Origin of the sequence: Ruegeria sp. R13_0, from assembly GCF_017743995.1 — a bacterium.
Taxonomy (GTDB): domain Bacteria; phylum Pseudomonadota; class Alphaproteobacteria; order Rhodobacterales; family Rhodobacteraceae; genus Ruegeria.
Genome location: NZ_JAGHRB010000001.1, coordinates 196,998 through 217,436 on the forward strand (window position 1 = coordinate 196,998; position 20,439 = coordinate 217,436).

17 protein-coding genes are annotated in these 20,439 nt (G+C 57.5%); 11 read left to right on the forward strand and 6 right to left on the reverse strand.

Annotated features, from left to right (window positions below):
- The first annotated feature begins 433 nt into the window (after window positions 1-433).
- From J7394_RS00950 to J7394_RS01000, 11 genes are all read left to right on the forward strand, one after another.
- Window positions 434-1,753: an ABC transporter substrate-binding protein gene (locus tag J7394_RS00950; RefSeq protein ID WP_170375848.1), complete on the forward strand. Its 1,320-nt coding sequence runs from the start codon at window positions 434-436 to the stop codon at window positions 1,751-1,753.
- A 79-nt stretch (window positions 1,754-1,832) separates the two neighbouring features.
- A complete protein-coding gene (locus J7394_RS00955; protein ID WP_155150124.1) occupies window positions 1,833-2,780 on the forward strand; it encodes a carbohydrate ABC transporter permease in 948 nt (315 codons plus the stop codon).
- Window positions 2,777-3,715, forward strand: a complete 939-nt coding sequence (locus J7394_RS00960) for a carbohydrate ABC transporter permease (protein WP_010442361.1) — start codon at window positions 2,777-2,779, stop codon at window positions 3,713-3,715. The genes J7394_RS00955 and J7394_RS00960 overlap by 4 nt, the downstream gene beginning before the upstream one ends.
- Window positions 3,712-3,900 (forward strand): hypothetical protein, encoded by a 189-nt coding sequence (locus tag J7394_RS00965; protein WP_155150119.1) that lies wholly within the window; start codon window positions 3,712-3,714, stop codon window positions 3,898-3,900. The genes J7394_RS00960 and J7394_RS00965 overlap by 4 nt, the downstream gene beginning before the upstream one ends.
- A 2-nt stretch (window positions 3,901-3,902) precedes the next feature.
- Window positions 3,903-5,000, forward strand: coding sequence for an ABC transporter ATP-binding protein (locus J7394_RS00970; protein ID WP_209250332.1), 1,098 nt, complete (start codon window positions 3,903-3,905; stop codon window positions 4,998-5,000).
- Complete coding sequence (locus J7394_RS00975) at window positions 4,993-5,985, forward strand: ABC transporter ATP-binding protein (RefSeq protein WP_170637979.1); 993 nt, start codon at window positions 4,993-4,995, stop codon at window positions 5,983-5,985. The genes J7394_RS00970 and J7394_RS00975 overlap by 8 nt, the downstream gene beginning before the upstream one ends.
- 11 nt (window positions 5,986-5,996) lie before the next feature.
- Window positions 5,997-7,619: a dihydroxyacetone kinase subunit DhaK gene (locus tag J7394_RS00980; protein ID WP_209250333.1), complete on the forward strand. Its 1,623-nt coding sequence runs from the start codon at window positions 5,997-5,999 to the stop codon at window positions 7,617-7,619.
- Window positions 7,620-7,626: 7 nt separating this feature from the next.
- Window positions 7,627-8,685: a LacI family DNA-binding transcriptional regulator gene (locus tag J7394_RS00985; RefSeq protein ID WP_209250334.1), complete on the forward strand. Its 1,059-nt coding sequence runs from the start codon at window positions 7,627-7,629 to the stop codon at window positions 8,683-8,685.
- Between the two features lie 27 nt (window positions 8,686-8,712).
- Window positions 8,713-9,768, forward strand: coding sequence for a sugar phosphate isomerase/epimerase (locus J7394_RS00990; protein ID WP_209250335.1), 1,056 nt, complete (start codon window positions 8,713-8,715; stop codon window positions 9,766-9,768).
- On the forward strand, window positions 9,768-10,922 hold the full coding sequence (locus tag J7394_RS00995; RefSeq protein WP_209250336.1) for a Gfo/Idh/MocA family protein: 1,155 nt from the start codon (window positions 9,768-9,770) through the stop codon (window positions 10,920-10,922). Before J7394_RS00990 ends, J7394_RS00995 begins: the two co-directional genes overlap by 1 nt.
- Before the next feature lie 410 nt (window positions 10,923-11,332).
- The gene (locus J7394_RS01000; RefSeq protein WP_209250337.1) at window positions 11,333-12,226 is read left to right on the forward strand and encodes an NAD(P)-dependent oxidoreductase; all 894 of its coding nucleotides are present in this window, start codon (window positions 11,333-11,335) and stop codon (window positions 12,224-12,226) included.
- Between the two features lie 68 nt (window positions 12,227-12,294).
- Here the strand turns inward: J7394_RS01000 and J7394_RS01005 are convergent, their stop codons facing one another.
- The 6 genes from J7394_RS01005 to J7394_RS01030 are packed head-to-tail and all read right to left on the reverse strand — an operon-like array spanning window position 12,295 to window position 20,431.
- Entirely contained in the window at window positions 12,295-13,596 is a 1,302-nt protein-coding gene (locus J7394_RS01005; RefSeq protein WP_209250339.1) for a hypothetical protein, read from the reverse strand.
- The gene (locus J7394_RS01010) at window positions 13,586-14,545 is read right to left on the reverse strand and encodes a hypothetical protein (protein WP_209250341.1); all 960 of its coding nucleotides are present in this window, start codon (window positions 14,543-14,545) and stop codon (window positions 13,586-13,588) included. The genes J7394_RS01005 and J7394_RS01010 overlap by 11 nt, the downstream gene beginning before the upstream one ends.
- 8 nt (window positions 14,546-14,553) lie before the next feature.
- Window positions 14,554-15,792, reverse strand: coding sequence for a hypothetical protein (locus J7394_RS01015; RefSeq protein WP_209250342.1), 1,239 nt, complete (start codon window positions 15,790-15,792; stop codon window positions 14,554-14,556).
- 12 nt (window positions 15,793-15,804) lie between these two features.
- On the reverse strand, window positions 15,805-17,178 hold the full coding sequence (locus tag J7394_RS01020) for a hypothetical protein (protein ID WP_209250343.1): 1,374 nt from the start codon (window positions 17,176-17,178) through the stop codon (window positions 15,805-15,807).
- A 44-nt stretch (window positions 17,179-17,222) separates the two neighbouring features.
- Window positions 17,223-18,239: a hypothetical protein gene (locus J7394_RS01025; protein WP_209250344.1), complete on the reverse strand. Its 1,017-nt coding sequence runs from the start codon at window positions 18,237-18,239 to the stop codon at window positions 17,223-17,225.
- A 29-nt stretch (window positions 18,240-18,268) separates the two neighbouring features.
- On the reverse strand, window positions 18,269-20,431 hold the full coding sequence (locus tag J7394_RS01030; RefSeq protein WP_209250345.1) for a DUF2853 family protein: 2,163 nt from the start codon (window positions 20,429-20,431) through the stop codon (window positions 18,269-18,271).
- Window positions 20,432-20,439 lie beyond the last annotated feature (8 nt).

Sequence of the window (20,439 nt, forward strand, 5' to 3'; positions counted from 1 at the left end):
ATACATTCACTTGCCGCTCTCGCTTCGAAGTGTAGAAAATCTGTTGCACGAGTGAGCCATCGACATGAGACACGAAACCGTCCGGAGTTGATGGAACAGGCTTGGTCCGTTGTTTGCTGCGGAGATCAGACGCAAATGCTTGCAACTGCGGGTTCGCTAAACCCGTTGGCGGTATGATGGCAGGGTTTGTCAGCCGCGTTGATTTTGATCGGTATGGCCATTCCTTCCTCACTGCTGAATATACATGCGCATCTTCGCAAACCAAAAAGTTCATTTGAAAACAATGGCTAAAAAGCGAAATTGACGACCTTCTTTGTTAGTCTGAGGTACGAACCTCAAAAAATTCTGGACTTGAGGTGCGTACCTCAAATAGCCTTCTAAGTATGCCGCGATTCGCACATCCTCGATTGACGGCGCAAAAAGGGAGGAATGGATGACTTACACAAAACTGGCCTCGGCCAGCGCAATAGTCCTTGCCGCTACTACTCTTTCTACCAAGGCAAATGCTGAAGATCTGACGCTATGTTGGGCTGCATGGGACCCGGCCAACGCGCTTGTTGAGCTATCAAAAGAATTCGAAGCAGAATCCGGCCACACAATGAACTTCGAGTTTGTTCCCTGGCCAAATTTTGCGGACCGGATGCTGAACGAGTTGAACTCGGGGGGGAAGCTTTGCGACCTGCTGATTGGTGACAGCCAATGGATCGGCGGGGGCGCTGAGAATGGTCATTATGTCCAGCTGAACGAGTTCTTCGATGCTGAAGGCATCAGCATGGACGATTTCGCGCCGGCCACTGTCTACGCTTACTCGACATGGCCTAAGGGCACACCAAACTACTACGCGCTGCCTGCGATGGGCGATGCAAACGGCTGGTTCTATCGCAAGGATTGGTTCGAGAACCCAGACATCCAGGCCGCTTACAAAGAGGCTACGGGTCAGGACCTGCGTGAACCTCAGTCTCAGAAAGAGCTGCTGCAGATCGCTCAGTTCTTCCAAGGTCGTGAGATCGACGGCAAGACCGTCTATGGGGCAGCAATCTTTACCGAGCGCGGCTCGGAGGGGATCACCATGGGTGTGACCGGAGCGCTGTATCCTTGGGGCTTCAAATACGAAAACACCCCGGGCTCATATGACATGGAAGGCGCGGTAAACTCACCCGAAGCAGTTGAAGCTCTGGAGTTCTACAAGGAATTCTACGAAACGGCGACGCCTCCGGGATATACCAACTCCTACATGGGTGAGAGCTTGGACGCCTTTAAGTCCGGTCAGGTCGCCATGGCCATGAACTGGTTTGCGTTCTTTCCAGGTCTCTATGCCGACCCCAATACCGGCGGTGACAAGATCGACTTCTTCGTGAACCCACCCCAAAATCAGGCTGGTTCGACACTGGGCGGACAAGGTATCTCTGTTGTCAGCTACTCCGACAAGCAGGACGCCGCACTTGAGTACATCAAGTGGTTCGCGCAGCCAGAAGTGCAGGCCAAATGGTGGGAACTGGGCGGCTACTCGGCGCACAACTCGGTGCTGGAAGATCCCGGTTTCGTGGACAGTCAACCGTTTGCCGGAGACTTCCTGGAAGCAATGGGCGGTGTGCAGGATTTCTGGCAAGAGCCTGCTTACGCGGAACTTCTGCTGGCAATGCAGAAACGCATCCACGACTACGTGGTTGCCGACCAAGGTACAGCTCAGGAAGCGTTGGATCTTCTAATCGAAGATTGGACGGAAGTCTTCGAAGACGAAGGCAAGCTGTAATCCGGACACAGGCCGGAGCGGGTGCAATCCCGCTCCACCTTCACCCGTGAGTCCTAAACCAACAAGAACTGGCAAAGAGATGTCTGACAGGACCGTAGATCGCGTTGCGCAGGCAACGCCCGAGCGAGTTGCGCGAAAAATCCGGGGATTATCCGACCGCGCGATCGCCTGGATATTCATCTCCCCAACGATTTTTCTATTGCTGGCGATCAACATCTTTCCGTTGATCTGGACCATCCAACTGAGCTTTACCAACTACAAGGCCAACCGGATCGGGCGTGAAGTCAAAGATGTCGGACTCAGGAATTACGAGCGTATACTGACAGACTCGGACACTTGGCTGAATATGCAGGCAACGGCTCATTTCCTGTTCTGGACGATCTTTTTCCAGGTTCTGATCGGGTTTGCTCTGGCGTGGTTGATCAACAAGAAATTCAAGGGCAACGATCTTTGGACCACAATTATCGTGTTGCCGATGATGCTGTCTCCGGCCGTTGTCGGAAACTTCTGGAAGTTCCTGTATCAACCTCAGATCGGCCTGTTTAACTACATCGTGTCCTGGTTTACCGGCAAGGATCCATCGAGCTTTGAAATGCTGGGATCAGTCACGTTAGCCCCGTGGGCGATTGTGATCGTTGACACCTGGATGTGGACCCCTTTCGTGATGCTGATCTGTCTGGCCGGGCTGCGCAGCATTCCCGACTACATCTACGAGGCAGCCGAGATCGACAGGGCCAGCAAGTTGCGGCAGTTCTTTACGATTACCATCCCGATGGTGCTGCCGTTCCTGATGCTCGCTGTGCTGTTTCGAGGGATCGAGAACTTCAAGATGTTCGACCTGGTGGTTCAGCTCACCGGCGGAGGGCCGGGGTCTGTTACGGAGCTTACTTCGATAAACCTGAAACGCGAAGCCTTTGAGAAATGGCGTACGGGCTATGCCTCGGCCTATGCGATCATCCTTTTCGTCACCGTGTTCGGCCTTGCGTCGATCTACGTCAAAGCCCTGAACAAGGTGAAACAGAGATGAGCAGTTTTTCCGTCACCGAACCTTCGAACCGGTCCAAATGGATCGCAGGCTTCTTGGTCATCACCTATGCGCTGATCACAATGATCCCGCTGGTGTGGATCTTGCTGACTGGCTTCAAGTCCCCGGCCGATGCGATCAGCTATCCGCCCAAAGTGGTCTTTGACCCAACTCTTGAAGGCTACGTCAATCTTTTTACCACGCGCACGCGGCAAACGCAGGAGTTTCTAGAAGCGAACCCACCGCAGAACTGGGCTGATGAGATTGTCCGCCAGTACGACATGGTGATTGTCGGGCCATCAAAGTTCGGCGAGCGCTTTATGAATTCGGTTATCATCGGATTTGGCTCGACCTTCTTGAGTATCTTCCTTGGTACGCTGGCCGCCTACGCGTTCAGCCGATTTAAAGTACCGCTAAAGGATGACCTTCTGTTCTTCATCCTGAGTACGAGGATGATGCCCCCGGTGGCTGTTGCAATCCCGATCTTCCTCATGTTCAGAAACCTTGGGCTGAGCGATACGCATCTGGGAATGATCCTGCTCTATACGGGGGTAAATATCTCCCTGGCGGTTTGGTTGCTAAAGGGTTTCATCGACGAAATCCCAAGAGAGTACGAAGAGGCCGCCCTCATAGATGGCTACACGAGGTTTCAGGCCTTCTACAAAGTGGTGCTGCCGCAAGCCGCCACAGGCATCGCGTCAACTGCGATCTTCTGCCTGATCTTCGCCTGGAATGAATACGCGTTTGCCGTGCTGCTGACATCCGCGAATGCGCAGACTGCACCTCCGTTCATTCCGACCATTATCGGTATTGGCGGCTTGGACTGGCCTGCTGTGGCGGCAGGTGCCACGATCTTCCTGATCCCCGTCATGATTTTCACCATCCTGATGCGCAAACACTTGCTGCGTGGGATCACATTCGGAGCCGTACGCAAATGAGCGAATTTCTTACCGGATTACTACGGCTCCGCCGCGGCCCATGGGAGATGGTCGCAACCATCCTTATCGCACTGGGTGTCTTCATGCTGATGCAACCCTTTGTCCTTTGGGCTTTCACCTACTCTTTCATCGTCACGCTGATCGGAACCGTCATGTTCATCATCGTCAGCCATTTCCCGGAGTAGAAATGGCCCAGATCGTAGTTAAAAACGTAAAGAAGATGTTCGGCGATTTCACGGCTGTCCGCGAAAGCTCGTTCACGATTGAGGACGGCGAGTTTTTCATGTTGCTGGGCCCGTCCGGTTGCGGGAAAACCACGACCTTGCGGATGATCGCGGGGTTGGAGCTTCCAACTTCGGGCGAAATCTATCTGGACGGCGAAGAGATCAGCCAGCGGCCGCCATCAGAGCGAGACATTGCCTTCGTGTTCCAGATGTTCGCGCTGTATCCCCACATGAACGTGCGTAAGAATATCAGCTACCCCCTTATATCGCAGGGCATGCCGCGAGCCGCCGTAAAGGCCAAAGTCGAGGAAGTCGCAGGAATTCTGGGGATCAACGACATCCTCGATAGCCCCGTAGGTGGGTTGTCAGGCGGCGACAGGCAGCGCGTGGCGTTGGGGCGCGCGATTGTTCGCGAACCCAAGGCGTTCATGATGGACGAACCTCTTGGTGCCTTGGATGCCGAGTTTCGGGAACACATGGCCGAAGAACTGCGCGCGCTTCATGATCGCATGGGCGCAACCACTGTGTACGTTACGCATGATCAGCTGGAGGCCATGCAAATGGGCGATAAGATCGTGGTGATGAATAATGCTGTGATTGAGCAATTCGGCACGCCGCAGGAAATCTACGACAAACCAGCTACGATGTTCGTTGCGGACTTTATCGGGTCTCCTTCGATGAACTTCCTGCCGTTTCAAGGAAAGGTCGCGCCTGGCTCGGAAATGGTTCGATTGAATGGCCATGACGAAGCCGTGCCCAAACTGATGGAAGGGGCAGAAGGTGACTTGGTTTTCGGTGTTCGCCCCGAGCATGTTTTTCTGTCGGATGCGAGCGCGTACAGGGCCAAGGTCCTGGCCGCAGAATACTTAGGAACCACCCAGATCTTAACGCTGCAAAGCCCCAATGGAGAGCTGAAGGCCCGCATTGATGCCCGCGAGACCGTTAATCCCGGCGAGACAGTGGGATTGGAGTTCCGCTCCCCAGCAGTAACCCTGTTTGAAAAATCTACCGGGCGCGCGTTGAGGTCCGCTCTGAACGACGAGGTATTAAGCAATGGCTGAAGTCGTGTTGGAGAATATCTCGAAGTCATTTGGCAACGTCAAAGCGGTGGATGATATCTCAATGACGATCCCCAACGGCGCCTTTGTGGTGTTGCTAGGCCCGACAGGTGCGGGAAAAACAACGACGCTGAGATTGATATCCGGGCTTGAGAAACTGGATTCAGGAACGGTGCGCATTGCCGGGCGCGACGTTGGAATAGATACGCCCGCCCAGCGCGATGTGGCGATGGTCTTCCAGCAATACTCGCTGTACCCGCATATGACAGTGCGTGAGAACCTATCTTTCCCGCTGCGGTCGCCGATCCTGAAGACGCCAGAGGATGAGATCGCAAGGAAGGTCAACGAAGTCTCGGAAATCCTCCAGATCCCGCACAAACTGGACAACAAAGCCACCGAATTGTCTGGCGGCGAAATGCAGCGTGTGTCGATCGGACGGGCGCTGGTGCGCGATCCCCAGATCTTCCTGATGGACGAACCGCTCAGCTCTTTGGACGCTAAGCTACGGGCGGATTTGCGGGTCGAGTTGAAAAGGATTCAAGCCGATCTGGGGTCAACCTTGCTCTACGTGACCCACGATCAGGTCGAAGCCATGACAATGGCGACGCATATCGGCGTTTTGGAAAACGGCAGGCTGGTTCAATACGGAACACCCCGGGATATCTATGAAAATCCCGGTAGTGTTTACGTTGCCAGCCGGTTGGGACTGCCAAGGATAAACATCCTGCCGTCCGAACTGTTCGGAGGCGATCACAAAGGCCCACAGATTGGTCTTCGCCCGGAAAACATCATCGAAGGCGAAGGCAGCGAGGCGCGTGTGATACGCGCCGAGCATCTGGGAGATCAAACACGGCTGCACCTAGACCTGAATGGACACCCGGTTGTAACCCTGATTGATGTCCATCAGGACTACCCATCTGGAAAGATTATAAAAATCCGCCCTCACAACCCGTTGTATTTTGACGCGTCCGGCGCGCGCGTGAATTAAGGAGCAAAAGCATGGCCCAGTTCCTCAACACAAAAGAAACCCTGGTGACAGAGGCGATAGACGGCCTTCTGGCGTCCTCTGGCGGGCAGCTAACCCGGCTGGACGGCTATCCGCATATCAAGGTTGTATACCGGTCGGATTGGGACAAGTCGAAGGTCGCCCTGGTGTCCGGAGGAGGGTCTGGTCACGAGCCCGCCCATGCCGGTTTCGTTGGCGCTGGTATGTTGACGGCAGCGGTTTGCGGTGAAGTGTTCGCCTCGCCCTCGGTGGAGGCGGTTTTGGCCGGCATTCTTGCGGTCACGGGTGAGGCTGGGTGCTTGCTAATTGTCAAGAATTACACAGGCGACCGGTTGAACTTTGGACTGGCGGCGGAACGCGCCCGCGCTTTGGGTCGCAAGGTTGAAATGGTCGTCGTCGACGATGACATCGCCCTGCCCGATCTTCCGCAACCACGTGGCGTGGCGGGTACGTTGTTCGTTCACAAAATCGCCGGAGCGCTTGCCGAAAGCGGTGCCGATTTGGACACTGTCGCAGCCGCTGCGAGACGCACCATAGCAAAGGTTGTCAGCATCGGTATGAGCCTGGACACCTGTACCGTTCCGGGATCTCCAAAAGAAGACCGGATCGCACCCGGGAAAGCAGAGCTCGGCTTGGGTATCCATGGTGAGCCCGGCGTACAGCAAGTCGAGTTCTCAAATGCGGTATCAGCCATGTCCACAGTGGTGGAGAAGCTGAAGCAAAGGGTTGGGTCTGGGGATTGCGTGGCATTGGTCAACAACCTGGGTTCAACGACTCCGCTAGAAATGGCTGTCCTCACGCACGCGTTGTCCGAAACTGGTATCGCCCACCATATCATTGGCCCGGCACCGATGATGACGTCGTTGGATATGCACGGGTTTTCGGTTTCCATTCTGCCCGTGGATCAGGACGATTTGTCAGCCCTTGAAGCTCCCGTCGATCTGGCCGCATGGCCCGGGGTCAATTCCATCGACCCGATCAAAGTTGCGCCATTGCCTGATGGCCTGACCCCAATCGATCCAATTCCTTCGAACAATCCCGCAACAAAGGAAACGATCACCCGGTTGTCTGAGCTGCTGATCAACGCCGAGAAAACCCTGAACGAGCTGGACGCGAAATCCGGAGATGGCGATACAGGAAGCACATTGGCGACTGCCGCAAGAGCGTTGCAAGGTAGCCTTAATCGCATGCCTCTTGCTGATTTGACGCAACTGTTTCCGGCGTTGGGCAATGAATTAAGCCAGACAATGGGTGGGTCGTCCGGTGTGATTCTTGCGATCTTTTTCAACGCGGCCGGGGATGCCTGTGCAAGCGGGGCCTCCGTGCCTAAATCCCTAGTCGAGGGCCTAAACCGTGTCAGCCAGGTTGGGGGTGCCAAGGTCGGTGACCGGACAATGATTGACGCCCTGGCACCGGCGCTTGCCGCGTTGCCATCTGGTCTGACGCATGCGGCCGAGGCTGCCCGCGAAGGCGCGAACAACACCGCAAATATTCGTCGTGCGAAGGCAGGCCGGGCAGCCTATGTTCCCGAAGAAAACCTAGTTGGACATAACGATCCCGGTGCTGAGGCTGTTGCTTTGTTGTTTGAAGGCTTGGCACGGGAGGTTGAGGGCTGAAGAACACGTGAAAGACCAAAAACGAAAAATAGAATTGGTGAAAAAGCCAACCGTCAACGACCTCGCGCGCGTCGCGGGTGTCAGTCTCGCGACTGTTGACCGGGTCTTGAACAGACGCCCCGGCGTGCGGGCCGTAACCGTACAGAAAGTACAAAAGGCAATTGATGAGCTGGGCTATGTGCGCGACACGGCCGCGGCCAACCTTGCGCGAAACCGAGTTTACAACTTCCTCTTTGTTCTGCCGGACACTGACAACGAGTTTGTGGAGGCAATCAGCAGTCAGATCGCAGAACAATCCCGTGACCAATTTATCGAGCGGACCCGCATTGCGATTAAGAAGGTCGCTCCGTTTGAGCCGCAAGATATCGTCAACATTCTGGATGCCGTCGACAGTTTGGATGTTGATGGGGTTGCCGTTTTCGGGCCCGAAACACCTTCTGTTCGGGATGCTGTTAAAAGGCTCAGGGACAAAGGCGTTCCGGTGGTCGCCTTGGTGTCTGACTTGCCGAGTTCTGAGCGAGACCACTTTGTGGGTATCGATAACGTTTCGGCAGGACGAACCGCCGCTCAGCTGATGGGGCGATTTGTGCATCGCGACGGCAAGGTCTTGGTTCTTACAGGATCCCGTTTAGCACGTGACCATCTCGAGCGTCGCCAAGGCTTTGACATTATCGTGGCCGAGGAATTTCCGCACCTCCAAGTTGTGGCGTCTGTCGAAGGCCGGGATGACCCTGATCTGATTTACAAGATGATGCCCGAGATCTTTGAAACCTATCCGGATCTGGTCGGAATATACTCGTCAGCAGCGGGCAATGCCGGCCTGATACAATTTCTTTCAGAGAACAGGTTCAGCAAAGATCTGGTGATCATAGCGCATGAGCTTACTCCGCTCAGTCGTGAGGCGCTTAGGCTTGGCACATTTGACGCCTTAATCTCGCAAGACACCGGGCATATTGTTCGTTCTGCCGTCCGTCTTTTGCGCGCTACTAAGGACAAGGTTCCATTCAACAAAGCGCAGGAACGTATCCGTATCGACATCTATCTGAAGGATAATTTACCGCCGTAGAGGCTTAGGTTTTGGGGAGGAAATTTTATGAAGACGATCAAAGGTCCAGCTTTGTTTCTTGCGCAATTTGCGGGGGACGAAGCACCGTTCAATTCGTGGGACGCGATCACCAAATGGGCGGCTGATTGTGGATACAAAGGCGTTCAGGTCCCCAGTTGGGACGGCCGGTTGTTCGACCTTGAACAGGCCGCGTCCAGCACCGGCTATTGCGATGACTTCAAAGGCAAAGCCATGGAGAATGGCGTCGAAGTCACCGAACTTTCAACGCATCTTCAGGGCCAGCTTGTGGCCGTTCACCCAGCCTATGACAGCGCGTTTGATGGCTTTGCTGCCGAAAGCGTTCGCGGGAACCCGAAAGCCCGGCAAGAATGGGCAGTGGATCAGGTCAAAAAGGCTCTGTCAGCGTCAAAAAACCTGGGTATTTCCGCACATGCAACATTCTCTGGCGCGCTGGCATGGCCCTATGTCTATCCTTGGCCGCAACGCCCTGCCGGTTTGATTGAAACGGCTTTTGATGAGCTTGCGCGCCGGTGGATGCCCATCCTAAATCACGCCGAAGACTGCGGCGTTGATGTTTGCTATGAAATCCATCCCGGAGAGGACCTCCACGATGGTGTGACGTATGAGATGTTTCTGGAACGGACGGGAAATCACCCGCGGGCCTGCATGCTATACGACCCGTCGCACTACGTGCTGCAATGCCTCGACTATCTGGACAATATCGACATCTACAAAGATCGGATCCGGATGTTCCATGTGAAAGACGCCGAGTTCAACCCGACCGGGAGGCAGGGTGTTTATTCCGGATATCAAAGCTGGGTTGATCGGGCCGGGCGGTTCCGGTCGCTTGGTGATGGCCAAGTGGACTTCGGTGCGGTCTTCTCAAAAATGGCCGCGAATGACTTTGATGGCTGGGCTGTGGTCGAATGGGAATGCTGCCTCAAACACCCCGAGGATGGCGCGCGCGAAGGCGCTCAATTCGTATCAGATCACATCATACGTGTGACCGAGAAAGCCTTTGATGATTTCGCCGACGGTGGCGCCGACGAAGCCGCCAATCGTAAAATGCTGGGGATTGAGTGATGGTTACGGGACGCAGTGAAGAAACCTCGGGACGCATACGGCTTGGCATGGTTGGCGGCGGAAACGACGCCTTCATCGGCGGCGTTCATCGCATAGCCGCGCGATTGGACGACAAGTTCGAGTTGGTTGCCGGTGCCTTGTCTTCGACGCCAGAGAAATCTCTGGAAAGTGGTCAGGCATTGGGGCTCGAACGGGTCTATGAAGACTTCAAACAAATGGCGATCCGCGAAGCACGGCTGAAATCCGGAATCGAGGCGGTCTCAATCGTCACGCCAAATCACGTCCACTATGCTGCCGCGCGCGAGTTCCTGAAACGCGGTATTCATGTCATTTGTGACAAGCCACTCACCTCGACCCTTGCCGATGCAAAAAAGCTGGTCAAAGCAGCAGAAAGCGCGAATGCCCTATTCATTTTGACCCACAATTACACGGGTTATCCGATGGTTCGGCAGGCGCGCGAAATGGTTGCCAACGGCGATATTGGCAAGATCCGCGTGGTTCAGGTTGAATACCCGCAGGACTGGCTGACCGAGCAGCAGGATTTCAAACAGGCTGAGTGGCGAACTGATCCCGAACGCTCGGGCGCGGGCGGATCGACCGGTGACATCGGAACCCATGCCTACAACCTTGCCTGCTTTGTAACCGGGCTGACAGCGGAAAGCCTGGCGGCGGACTTGCAGGCCTTTGTGCCGGGGCGCAAAGTCGATGACAACGCCCACGTCTTGCTTCGCTTCGAGGGAGGAGCGCGAGGTATGCTGTGGTCTTCTCAGGTGGCTCCCGGAAATGAAAACGCACTTCGGTTGCGGGTCTACGGCGAAAAAGGTGGGCTGGAGTGGGCCCAAGAAGATCCCAACTACCTTTGGTTCACACCATACAACGAACCCAAGCGCCTGATCACCCGAAATGGAGCCGGAACTGGTGACGCTGCCAATCGTTTGAGCAGGGTCCCTCCGGGCCATCCCGAGGGATATCTTGAAGGTTTCGCCAATATCTATGGAGAGGCTGCTGAGGCGATCCAAGCTTTCCGAAATGGGAGTTCACCTGACCCTACGGTCGTCTATCCAACGGTTCATGATGGACTCAATGGCGTTAAGTTTGTAGCCGCGTGCGTTCAAAGCTCTTCGAGGAATGCGGCTTGGGTCAAGTTGGAGTAAAATCTAGCAGTGGGCACGAGGCAGACATTTCGGAAAGCAGCACGGTAAGCTGCCAATAAGTCGAAGTACGTGCTGTCCGTAGTTGAACACTCAGGAACAACAAACTGTGAATGTCATCGAACCAGTGTTGCGTAAAGCGGTCTCTGATTGAATTATCAAATGCCATGCAATGTTCACTCACATTCAATTGTATCTCTTGTTCTGCAGAGATTGAACCCAATTGCAGAGAGCGGCCGTCTCGAGCCCACAACGAATATCTGGCTCAAGCGCAGCATCTGCCGAAAAGATCTAAAAGCGGTCCTTCGCTGCGATCCGCCGCTTGGTTTGCGAAACAGAGTTAAGCCGTCACTGCGCTTTCAGTCCGTGCTAGTCCAAACTACCTCTCAATAGTTCTTTAAATGGAGACCCCGATGAGCAAAGAAACAATCGGATTTGTTGGTGTTGGCCTGATGGGTCAGGGTATGGCCGAAAATCTGCTAAAAGCAGGCTTCGCAGTTAATGTGGTTACTCATCGAAACCGTGGCCCTGTCGATGACCTAGTCGCTCAGGGCGCGACAGAGGCGAAAAACCTCGCGGAGCTTGCAGCGGTGTCCTCGGTTGTCCATATTTGTGCGCCCGGTTCGCCTCAGGTCGAGGCAATCGTGGACGCCATGATGCCAACCCTGCAGGCCGGTAGCGTCATTGTGGATTGTTCCACGTCTGACCCGAATTCCACTTTGGCACTGGCTAATAAGTTGGCGCAGGCCGGTCATCACATGGCAGACGCGCCGTTGGGCGGGACGCCCGTTCAAGCACAGAGCGGAGAGCTGTCGACCATGGTCGGTGCTGACCTAGGTGTTTTTGAGCGGTTGAAGCCTGTTATCTCAGCTTGGGCAAAGACCATTGTTCACATTGGCCCATGTGCTGCAGGGCACAAAATGAAGCTTTTGAATAACTTTCTTTCGCTGGGGTATGCGGCGCTTTATTCGGAAGCGTTGGCACTGTCAGAAAAAGTCGGAATTTCCACCAAGGAATTCGACTCGGTTATTCGTGGCAGCAGGATGGACTGCGGGTTTTACCAGACTTTCATGGGGTACGCCGTTGAAGGCAATCGAGAGTCCCACAAGTTCACGCTATCCAATGCTCTGAAAGATCTACGTTATCTCGAAGCCATGGCGGATGAAGTGGGGCTGTCCAATCCAATCGGAAACGCCGCAAAAAATAGTTTTGCCATGGCGCTTTCTGCTGGAGGTGATGGACCGAACGACTATATTCCGCATCTTGTCGATTTCGTGGCTGCGAGAAACGGGGTGTCCAGGGCGTAATTCTGGTTGCGTTGTGTTCGCAGGAACAAGCGAGTTCTCTAAGATACAGGAACTTGGGTTTCAGGTCGTCACGCCGATCTTTGGGTAGCATCAGTGCCCGTCGGCGTCTGACGATCCGTCGTCGAGGGCTGATCACTGCCCGATGACGCTCCCTGAGAGGCGTTGCTGCCCTGATCCCGATTGCCTGTGGGATGCTGCTGGATCTGCGGTGGATCGCGCGTTTCTGCATGTTGGATCGGCGTATTCACCACCGAACGCGCCGCGACCTGAGCCGCCGAGGGTTGCCGTGGCGCGCGCGTCTGCGCCGGAGCGTTGGGATTCAGGCTAACGGCGCGAATGCGATTGACACTGTCCGCCGCTGCCAGCTGGTTCAGCGGCAGATAGTCCGAGTGGAAATGCAGCTCGACATCCGCGTTCATATTGACGTTCTGGTTCATTTCCTCGCTGCGGTGGCTTTGATTGGTGTTCACGATCCCAATCGAATTGGTCATCGAGGCATTGACCGACCACGGACCAAACCCCACCGAACCGCCCATGGTCGAGGTGTGCTTCATCTCAAACCGTCTCGCGCGGTTTTCTTCGGCCGCCGAACGCGCATCGATTGAGAAATTCATGCCGGCCTTGATCTTGCCGTGATCAATCACCAGACGGTTCATTCCCAGCGTCAGAAGCGAGGCGATCACCTTCTGTTTCTTCCGCGACAGATAGGCGCGAACGCGCCCCAATAACCCCTCTTCAGGCTCTTCGGTGTCAAAGCCCTCAGCCTCTTCGCCCGCCAGTTCCAGCAACGCCGCGACCTCTTCCCTTGGGGGTCCGTCCCGCCCTTCGCGCAGCCGCACGACTGTGGAACCGTTTTCCTCTTCGTTGCCCCAGTCGTCTTGCGAGGTGCCCAGCTCATAGGCATCCGGGAACTGTTGCACCAGCCAAACCCGCGCCTGATCCGGCCCGGTGGCGGCCGGACTGTCTGCCGAGGCCGCCGTAACGCCCGAGATCATCTCGACATAAGCCTGTAGTTGCTGGGCATTTGCATCAATCAGCCCGCGAAAAACTCCGTTCACGAGTTCGGTCACGAATCGAGGGAAGGCAATTCCCTCCAAAGTGGCTTGCGCGACGTCCGAAAGCTGGCGATTGGCAGCAGGATCAAAGGGTTCGGACATGGCCGTCGCCAGCGGAGGATCAGGGCGGGGCGCGGTGGCGGCTTCCTCGCGTAGCAGCTCCAACGAGGTTTCGGTCAGTTGAACAAGGTTTTGGGCGAGGCGTTTGCGGTCCGGCTCGGGGATATTGGCGTAGGCGGGGTTCGACTCCAGCAAGCCACGCACAGCGGCGCGGACGCTGTTGCGTTGTTCGGGGCGTGCGGTGTCAGAGACCATGGTGCATCGCCTCGGCCTGGGACAGCAGGTCAAGCGTCGCCTCAAGCCAACGCGTGCCTTCGGTCAGAACAGGATCGGACCGATCCAGGCGCAGCTGCGAGACACCGCCCAGTTCGCTTAACTGACTTGCCACCCATTCGATCAAGATCATGCCCGCCCGACCGCGCGCCAGATGCTGCCGTGCCGTTGCCGTCAAGGATGGATCGCGAAAACCGGGCCGACCATGACCCGTAGACAGACTGGCCGAAACGGCATCCCAAAACCGCGCGCTGCCCAAGGCGGTCTGCAAGCTGCGATCCCCGAAGATGTCCGTTGCGCGCTGGATCAAAGCCAGGGCTTCGTCGGCAAGGTAGTGGGTCGCGCCGCCCGCATGGGCCAATAGCGTCATCGCCAAACTGCGGGCCGCACGGGCAATTTCGCGCCGGGCCACGGTTGGCGAAAGATCGGTAGCAGGCAAGGAGGCATAGCGGTGCAAGGCCTCGGCCAGCTGCAGCATGTCTTCGTCGAAAGCGCCGTTCACACCGCCTTGCATAGCAAAGGGAACTGCACCTTCTGGGGCGTTGCCAAACAGCCTGAGATAGGCGGCGTATCGGTCATCGGAGGGCCTGCGAGTTTCGTATTCCCGGTGATGAGATATCAATTTGCTGGCAACCGGGCCGCGGGGCAGGCGCAGCCCTCCGGATGCGTAATAGCCCGCAACCCGTGACAAGGCAGCGGTGAGGCCGGTCATTTCGACCTCCATCGCGAAATAGAGTGGGGCCACAGCATGCAGGATCTCTCCGTCGCGCGCGTCGGCGATCTGGACGTCAGGCAAGACCGGCAGGTCGATCAGGGCAAGCGCAACCAGTGCAGGCGAGGACCGGCCAAGGCATTGCTGCGCGTAGGCGCCCAACTGATGGATGTGCTGGGCGTCGCTGCGGTCGTCAGGATATGTGGCATGCGCGTTCATGCCCGCGTTCATCCTTGTGTGCTGGTCTGGTTCTGGTCAGTCGGCGGGGTCGGGGTTTCGGAATTGGCCAGATGAGGCGGCTGCTGTGGCATCGCATTGCCCTGAATGGCGGCCATCATCTCGGGCGTGGCGAGTTTCTCCATCGGCAGGAAATCCGATTTGAAGTTCACCCGCACATCCCCCGAAAGCTGCGCCTTCAGCGCGGCCGAACTGGAGGAGCTTTCGTCCAGCGAAGATCCGACTGTGGTCATGTGGCTCTGCTCGTTGACGTTCACAGACCCGCCGCCGATGCCAAAGAACCCGAACGCCGCCCCGCTGACGTTTTTATTGCGAGAGCTCTGCCGGTCATAGAGCGACGCCTTCGACCGCCGCCGGGCGATATCTGAGGCGCGCATCCCGAACACGACCTTGGCGCGGATCGAACCATCGGTCACCACGATCCTGCTGATGCCAAGGACCACCATCGACGCAAGCAATTGCATTCGGCTTTTCGCCATCGCAAGCCGCGCGCCCCGCACGAGCTTGGCCTCGCTTTCGGGGTCGGACAGATCGGTGACCGGTTTGTCCAGTTCCAGATCGGTTGAGACAGTGGCAAGGCGCCCCTCAACCTCTTCGCCGCGTGTGACGAGGCGGGGTTGGCCGCCACCGCCATCGTCAAACGAGAACTCGTCTCCGCCGACCGAGACATCGAACAGGTCGGGATAAGTATCAGTCAGCCAGTCGCGGGCGTTATTTTCGGTGATATTCTCGCGGGCGAAATCATCAACCGATTGCGAGACGCTTTTCAGCATCTCGGCATAGGCGCGCATTTGCTCGATCGACGAGGTGACGATCGCCTGAAAGACATTTTGGACCAGCCCGCCCACGAATTGAGGAAAGTCAACTTTTCCAATAAGTTCCCCGAACTGCTCGGTGCCTTGGCGGATTGCGCCGCCCTCAAAATCCTCACCCGCGAAGCCGTGGTCTCCTGAAGCGCGGCGCGAGGCATCACGGACTCCTCGGGTAGAGGGGCGTGTCCCGGATTGCGCCTGCGCCAGAGGTTCAGGCCGCGCCGGTGCGTCTTTCAACAACCCGTCCGGATTCGCCATGTAACTGCCCACCCGCACCATGTCATGCGCAATGGCCGCGCGTTCGTCGGGCGGCAAGGCCTGAAAGGCTGGCGACTGGCCGAGGATTTCACGGACCTTGATCCGCGTGGTATCCAGTGTCTCGCGGTCTATCGGGGTGGCGGGTTGTGGGTGTTCCATTGGCTGCCCCGCTTACTGTGTGGGCGTCGTGGGTTGAGGCTGACCTTGGGGCGCAGGTTGCTGAACGGCGGCGGTTCCGGGTGATCCGGCAACCGGTTGCGCCGCCTGCATCATTCCGGCGGCATCCTGGATCTGGTTCATCTGAATAGAATCCGCGATGCGGTTCAGATCGACCGTCTCGGATTTGAAGTTGATATCCACCGAGCCAGCCAGTTGCGCCTGTGTCTGCAACGCGGCGTTTGTCTGTTCGGTGGTCACGCTTTGCATCTCGATCACTGGCTCCTGCACGGATTGGTAGTGACCCTTCGACCAGCGTTTGCCGCGATTGTAGCTGGTTTCGCGATCCTTTCCGGAGCCGCTGGATTCGTAGCTCGTACCATCATCGCCCCGGTCCCATGCCCCTCGGCGCGTGGTTTTCATCTGGTCGCCGTAGTCGAATTCCTGTGCCCGCTTTTTCATCTGCGACACGTCCTTCGATTTGAAGCTATACATCACCTTCGCACTGATCCGGCCATCGGTGACCACGATTTTCTGCAACCCCATCAACATCATAGTAGCCAGAAGGCGATGTCTGGACAGGGCAAGCTGCATCTGTGCAGCGGGTACGATGATCTGTTCCAGCGTGTCGCTGTCCAATGCGCGCGGAGCCTGATCTCCGGTCAGGTTCAGATCGCGCCCGACGCGTTCTGCCGCTTCGCGCTCATCAACACCGTCCCGCAGGACAACGCGCGGCTCGCCGCCGCCTTCGCCAAAGAAATCCGCCTCGGTCGAGATATCGAACAGGTCAGGGAATTGATCGGTCAGGTAGTCCCGCCCCTGATTTGCAGTGATGTTGTCGCGCTTGAACTCATCCACGGATTTCGAGACCGAGGCGACCATCTCGCCATAGGCCTGCATCTGTTTGATCGAGGCATCGACAATGGCGACATAGACGTTCTGGATCAGACCGCCGACGAATTCGACGAAATTGACGGATTGCAGCAACGCACCCGCAACGGCGGCCCCTTCGCGGGCGGCGCCTGCGCGGAATTCGCCCTCGGGTGGCTCGGCAGAAGTGTGCTGAACGTTTGTGACCGGTACGCGCCCGGCCGCCGCACCTGTATTCACGCCGCTTCGCCCACGGTTCATCGCCATGGCCGGAGCCATGGACTGCGCGGTGGCCATCGGGTCGGTCATGGCGCTGACAGGCGCGTCATCTCCGAGGAAGTGGAACACATTCACCGTGTCATAGGCGACGCGTCTGCGTTCCTCAGGTGGCAGCGCCAGAAAGGCCGGGCTGCGCATCAGCATGTTCCTGACCTTGACCCGCGTTTCATTGAGCGAGGTGATATCCTCGGGCTGCGGTGTATGGGCATGTGCTGGGACGGCTGGCGTTTGCGCGTTCATATCCTTCTCCAATCGGTTCCGTCCGCGATGCAGGCGGTAAGGCCTCAGGCGATCTCATCCGCGATCTCGAACCCCATGGGCCTGAGATGCAGGGAAATCTGTGCAGGTGCGGAGTTTTTCAGGTGGATCGAAAGCACCGAGAAATCGCCGGGTGTCTGTGCCCCTTGCGGTGTGAATGCATCAATCCAGGTGTCGAGCGCGCGCAGGTGTCTGGGTCGTTCGGCCAGACCGAGGCGCAGAAGCTCGACAAAGCTGTCGGGTATTTCGGGGATCGCGGCCAGCAGCAGGTCCACGGTCAGCTCGGGGCCGTCCGGACCTGCGGTGATGCCGATCAGCACCCCGCCATCGGGGGCCTCGAACGCGCCGCCGAGGGCAAGGCCGAACAGGCGCGTCAGTTGCGCCATTTTGGCCTCAAGCCCAAGGCCCGAGAGCATCGGGCGCAGCGCCTCGATCTGTAGCGCCCCCATGACCCGGAAGGTCGCCCATTCCCGGCCACTGCGCTGCCGCACGGAGATCGTCGCGAACAGGGGTTGTAGCCTTGGGAAATACCCTCGCGCGGTTTCGATATACTGCTTCAGGGGCTGCGGAAGCTCAGTAAGCTGCTGGTCGTTCAACTCATAGTAGGCGCGCGAGTTGTACAGCCCGTCGCGGTCCAGACTACCGCCAAACCAGCCGCCAAAGCGCAGACCGCCACCGCCGGAGGTGCCGCGGAAATCCTCGGATACGCGGTCGAACCAATACAGGGCGTCACGCCCGAACATCGGCAAGATCCAGCGACGTACCTGGCGCGAGGCCTCGGCCCGTTTCATCGCTGCCGAGGCGCCGGGGTCCAGCGGCTCCATTGTGAACCGCAGGCCATAGGGTTCGGTCTCGTTGAACGACGCCTCCAACGCGGGCACACCCGGGCTGAGCGAGTTGTGGCGGTACCGGTCGTCGCCCACCGACATGCTGAACGCGTCTTGAACGGCACCCCCGATCAGACGCATCGGATTGGCGGTGCCAAGCCGGTGTGCCGCGTGGCTCAGGGTTTTGCCGACCTGATCGGAAACTAGAGGTCTCATGAGATCATCTCCTTCTCAGGGCTGGGCATTCAGTTCATACGGCCGTTTGCGTAGTGCCCATTTGCGTGGCCCGATGGGTCGTCCTGATGGGAAAACCCGAACGCGCCCAGAATGTTCTGCGCAGCAGGCGGGATACGAACCGGCGCGGTTTGCGTCACGGCAGAGGGCGACGCCCCGGATTTCACTTCGACGATATCCTCGGCCACGCCTTCCACGGCCAGCCATTGCTCGCAGGCTGTCAGCAGGTCGAAATCCGATGGGTCGTTGATTGCGTTCGATGCGGTACGGCGCGGCGGGTTCGAGATTTCCACCGGGTTCAACAGGATCGAGCCAACCTGGCTGAGCGCATCCGATTTCTTCTCGAGCCATGCAATGATCGTGGCACCGGCATTCGCCATGGTCCGGGCGCGGATCGTGTTGACGGGGCGTCCGAACTCCAGCGTCGAGATCTGGTCGATCACCTGCCACATATCGCGCGCACCATAGAGATGCTTGATCTCGGGCGACGACAACAGATCGACATAGTTCGAGATATCCTTCTGCAACTCGGAGGCCACGAACCACGTACCGCCATAGCAATAGAGCGACAGGTTGGCCGCCAGATCGAGGCCGGATTTCCGGATTTGCTCCTGACTGGGGACAAAGGACCCTTTGCTGGCGATCAGGGACTCGACCTGTTGCTTGCGGAACCAGTCCGATACGGCCGAGACGAAGCGCAGCCAGAGGTCGTCGAAGTTGCGGAACAGGGCACCGGCGGCATCCGGGTCGCCTACCGCTGCGCCGAACACACGGGCAAAGTGGTTGCGGCGTTCATAGGCAGAAATGCGTTCCGGGGTCTGCCGGATGTAACGATAGAGGAACTCGCTGACCGAGCTGCGTTCCAGCGGAACAGCACCGATCTGGAACAGTTCGGCCAGTTTATCAACGCAGTCGAAGACGCGGGCTTCGTCCATCATTGCCGCAAAATACAGCGCCTGTGCGGCTTCCAGATTGACCTGTTGCACCTCTTGCGCGGTGTGTTGTTCGAGGTCGGGAATGATGATCTCGGCCGTGGCGGTGACCTTTTCACGCGTAGGGGATAGCCGGTCTTCGATGGCGGCACGGATGCGGCCCTGCAGGCCGGGCATGCCGAATTCGACGCCCGAGGCAATCAGGTTGCGCGTCACGGCCAGCCAGTCCTTCGCCCTCAGCTGGCCGGTGGTGTTCACATCGGGGGCCTCGGCCATGACCTGAAGAACGGCACGGAACAGATCCAAATGGCTGTTCACTTGCGCCACGGCCGAGGTCATGACCCGCCCGAACCGCGCGGTCGGTTTCTCAAGCTTGATGCCGGTGATGACGCCGTTGTCGTTCAGGATCAGACTGCCGTCTTCAATGCCGGGCGTGACGATCCCCTCGGATTCGACGGCGCCCCAGACAGCGGCGACCAGCAGGGCCTCGCGGGTGATATCGTCAATCGACGCCTCGTCGATCATGCCGTCCTTCAGCCGTGGGAACGCTTTCGTCACCAGCACGTTGGACAGTTCCTGGCGCAGCGTGACATAGGTGTTTTCAAGGGCGAAATTCGGCGGGTCCTCCAGAAGCTGCGTCAGAAGTTCAAGCGTCGTTTCCTCATCCTTGCTGAGGTTGGCGTTCTTTTCCTTGCGGGCCTGCAAGTCCTTCCACATCTTGTCCAGACGGCGCGTGTCGCGTCGTTCGGAGTCGCGGGCGTCAATGAATACGATGGGCATTTTCTGGTCTCCTTCATGGTTTGCGCCGTCGTCCTGGCCATTGTTTTGGCCATCCGAACCGCCATTCCCGGTCGACGCGTCATTCGGGTCTGAGCTGGAATCTTCACTTGCGGGGTCGACAAAAGCGTCGCGTTTGCCGAGCTGTGTGGTGATCATGTAGGCGATAACGACCCGGAACTTGTCCCGGTTCGACGTGCCATAGCCTGCCAGAACCGTGCTGATCTGGTCGGACAGACCGTCGTCGTCCTCGGCCAGGTCCAGACGTTTCGTCAGGCTTGCCGACAGGCGCGCCATCTCGTCTGGGTCGGTTGTGCTGACCCTTGCGTTGTCGGCTATGTAGTTGTTCGGGCCCTGCCATTTGGTGATGGCGGCCAGCAGAGGCTCATCCACGGTGACCCGGAAAATGTCGGTCAGATGCGCGCGATATCGGGCGACTGCCTTGTCAAATTTCGAACCTTCCATTTTCGGTC

Bases quoted from the DNA above. Each gene is read 5' to 3' on its own strand.
- J7394_RS00980 (WP_209250333.1), top strand. From the start codon at position 5,997: ATGGCCCAGTTCCTCAACACAAAAGAAACCCTGGTGACAGAGGCGATA.
- J7394_RS00970 (WP_209250332.1), top strand. From the start codon at position 3,903: ATGGCCCAGATCGTAGTTAAAAACGTAAAGAAGATGTTCGGCGATTTC.
- J7394_RS01005 (WP_209250339.1), bottom strand. From the start codon at position 13,596: ATGGTCTCTGACACCGCACGCCCCGAACAACGCAACAGCGTCCGCGCC.
- J7394_RS01015 (WP_209250342.1), bottom strand. From the start codon at position 15,792: ATGGAACACCCACAACCCGCCACCCCGATAGACCGCGAGACACTGGAT.
- J7394_RS00995 (WP_209250336.1), top strand. From the start codon at position 9,768: ATGGTTACGGGACGCAGTGAAGAAACCTCGGGACGCATACGGCTTGGC.
- J7394_RS01000 (WP_209250337.1), top strand. From the start codon at position 11,333: ATGAGCAAAGAAACAATCGGATTTGTTGGTGTTGGCCTGATGGGTCAG.
- J7394_RS00960 (WP_010442361.1), top strand. From the start codon at position 2,777: ATGAGCAGTTTTTCCGTCACCGAACCTTCGAACCGGTCCAAATGGATC.
- J7394_RS01025 (WP_209250344.1), bottom strand. From the start codon at position 18,239: ATGAGACCTCTAGTTTCCGATCAGGTCGGCAAAACCCTGAGCCACGCG.
- J7394_RS00955 (WP_155150124.1), top strand. From the start codon at position 1,833: ATGTCTGACAGGACCGTAGATCGCGTTGCGCAGGCAACGCCCGAGCGA.
- J7394_RS00990 (WP_209250335.1), top strand. From the start codon at position 8,713: ATGAAGACGATCAAAGGTCCAGCTTTGTTTCTTGCGCAATTTGCGGGG.
- J7394_RS00965 (WP_155150119.1), top strand. From the start codon at position 3,712: ATGAGCGAATTTCTTACCGGATTACTACGGCTCCGCCGCGGCCCATGG.
- J7394_RS01020 (WP_209250343.1), bottom strand. From the start codon at position 17,178: ATGAACGCGCAAACGCCAGCCGTCCCAGCACATGCCCATACACCGCAG.
- J7394_RS00950 (WP_170375848.1), top strand. From the start codon at position 434: ATGACTTACACAAAACTGGCCTCGGCCAGCGCAATAGTCCTTGCCGCT.
- J7394_RS01030 (WP_209250345.1), bottom strand. From the start codon at position 20,431: ATGGAAGGTTCGAAATTTGACAAGGCAGTCGCCCGATATCGCGCGCAT.
- J7394_RS00975 (WP_170637979.1), top strand. From the start codon at position 4,993: ATGGCTGAAGTCGTGTTGGAGAATATCTCGAAGTCATTTGGCAACGTC.
- J7394_RS01010 (WP_209250341.1), bottom strand. From the start codon at position 14,545: ATGAACGCGCATGCCACATATCCTGACGACCGCAGCGACGCCCAGCAC.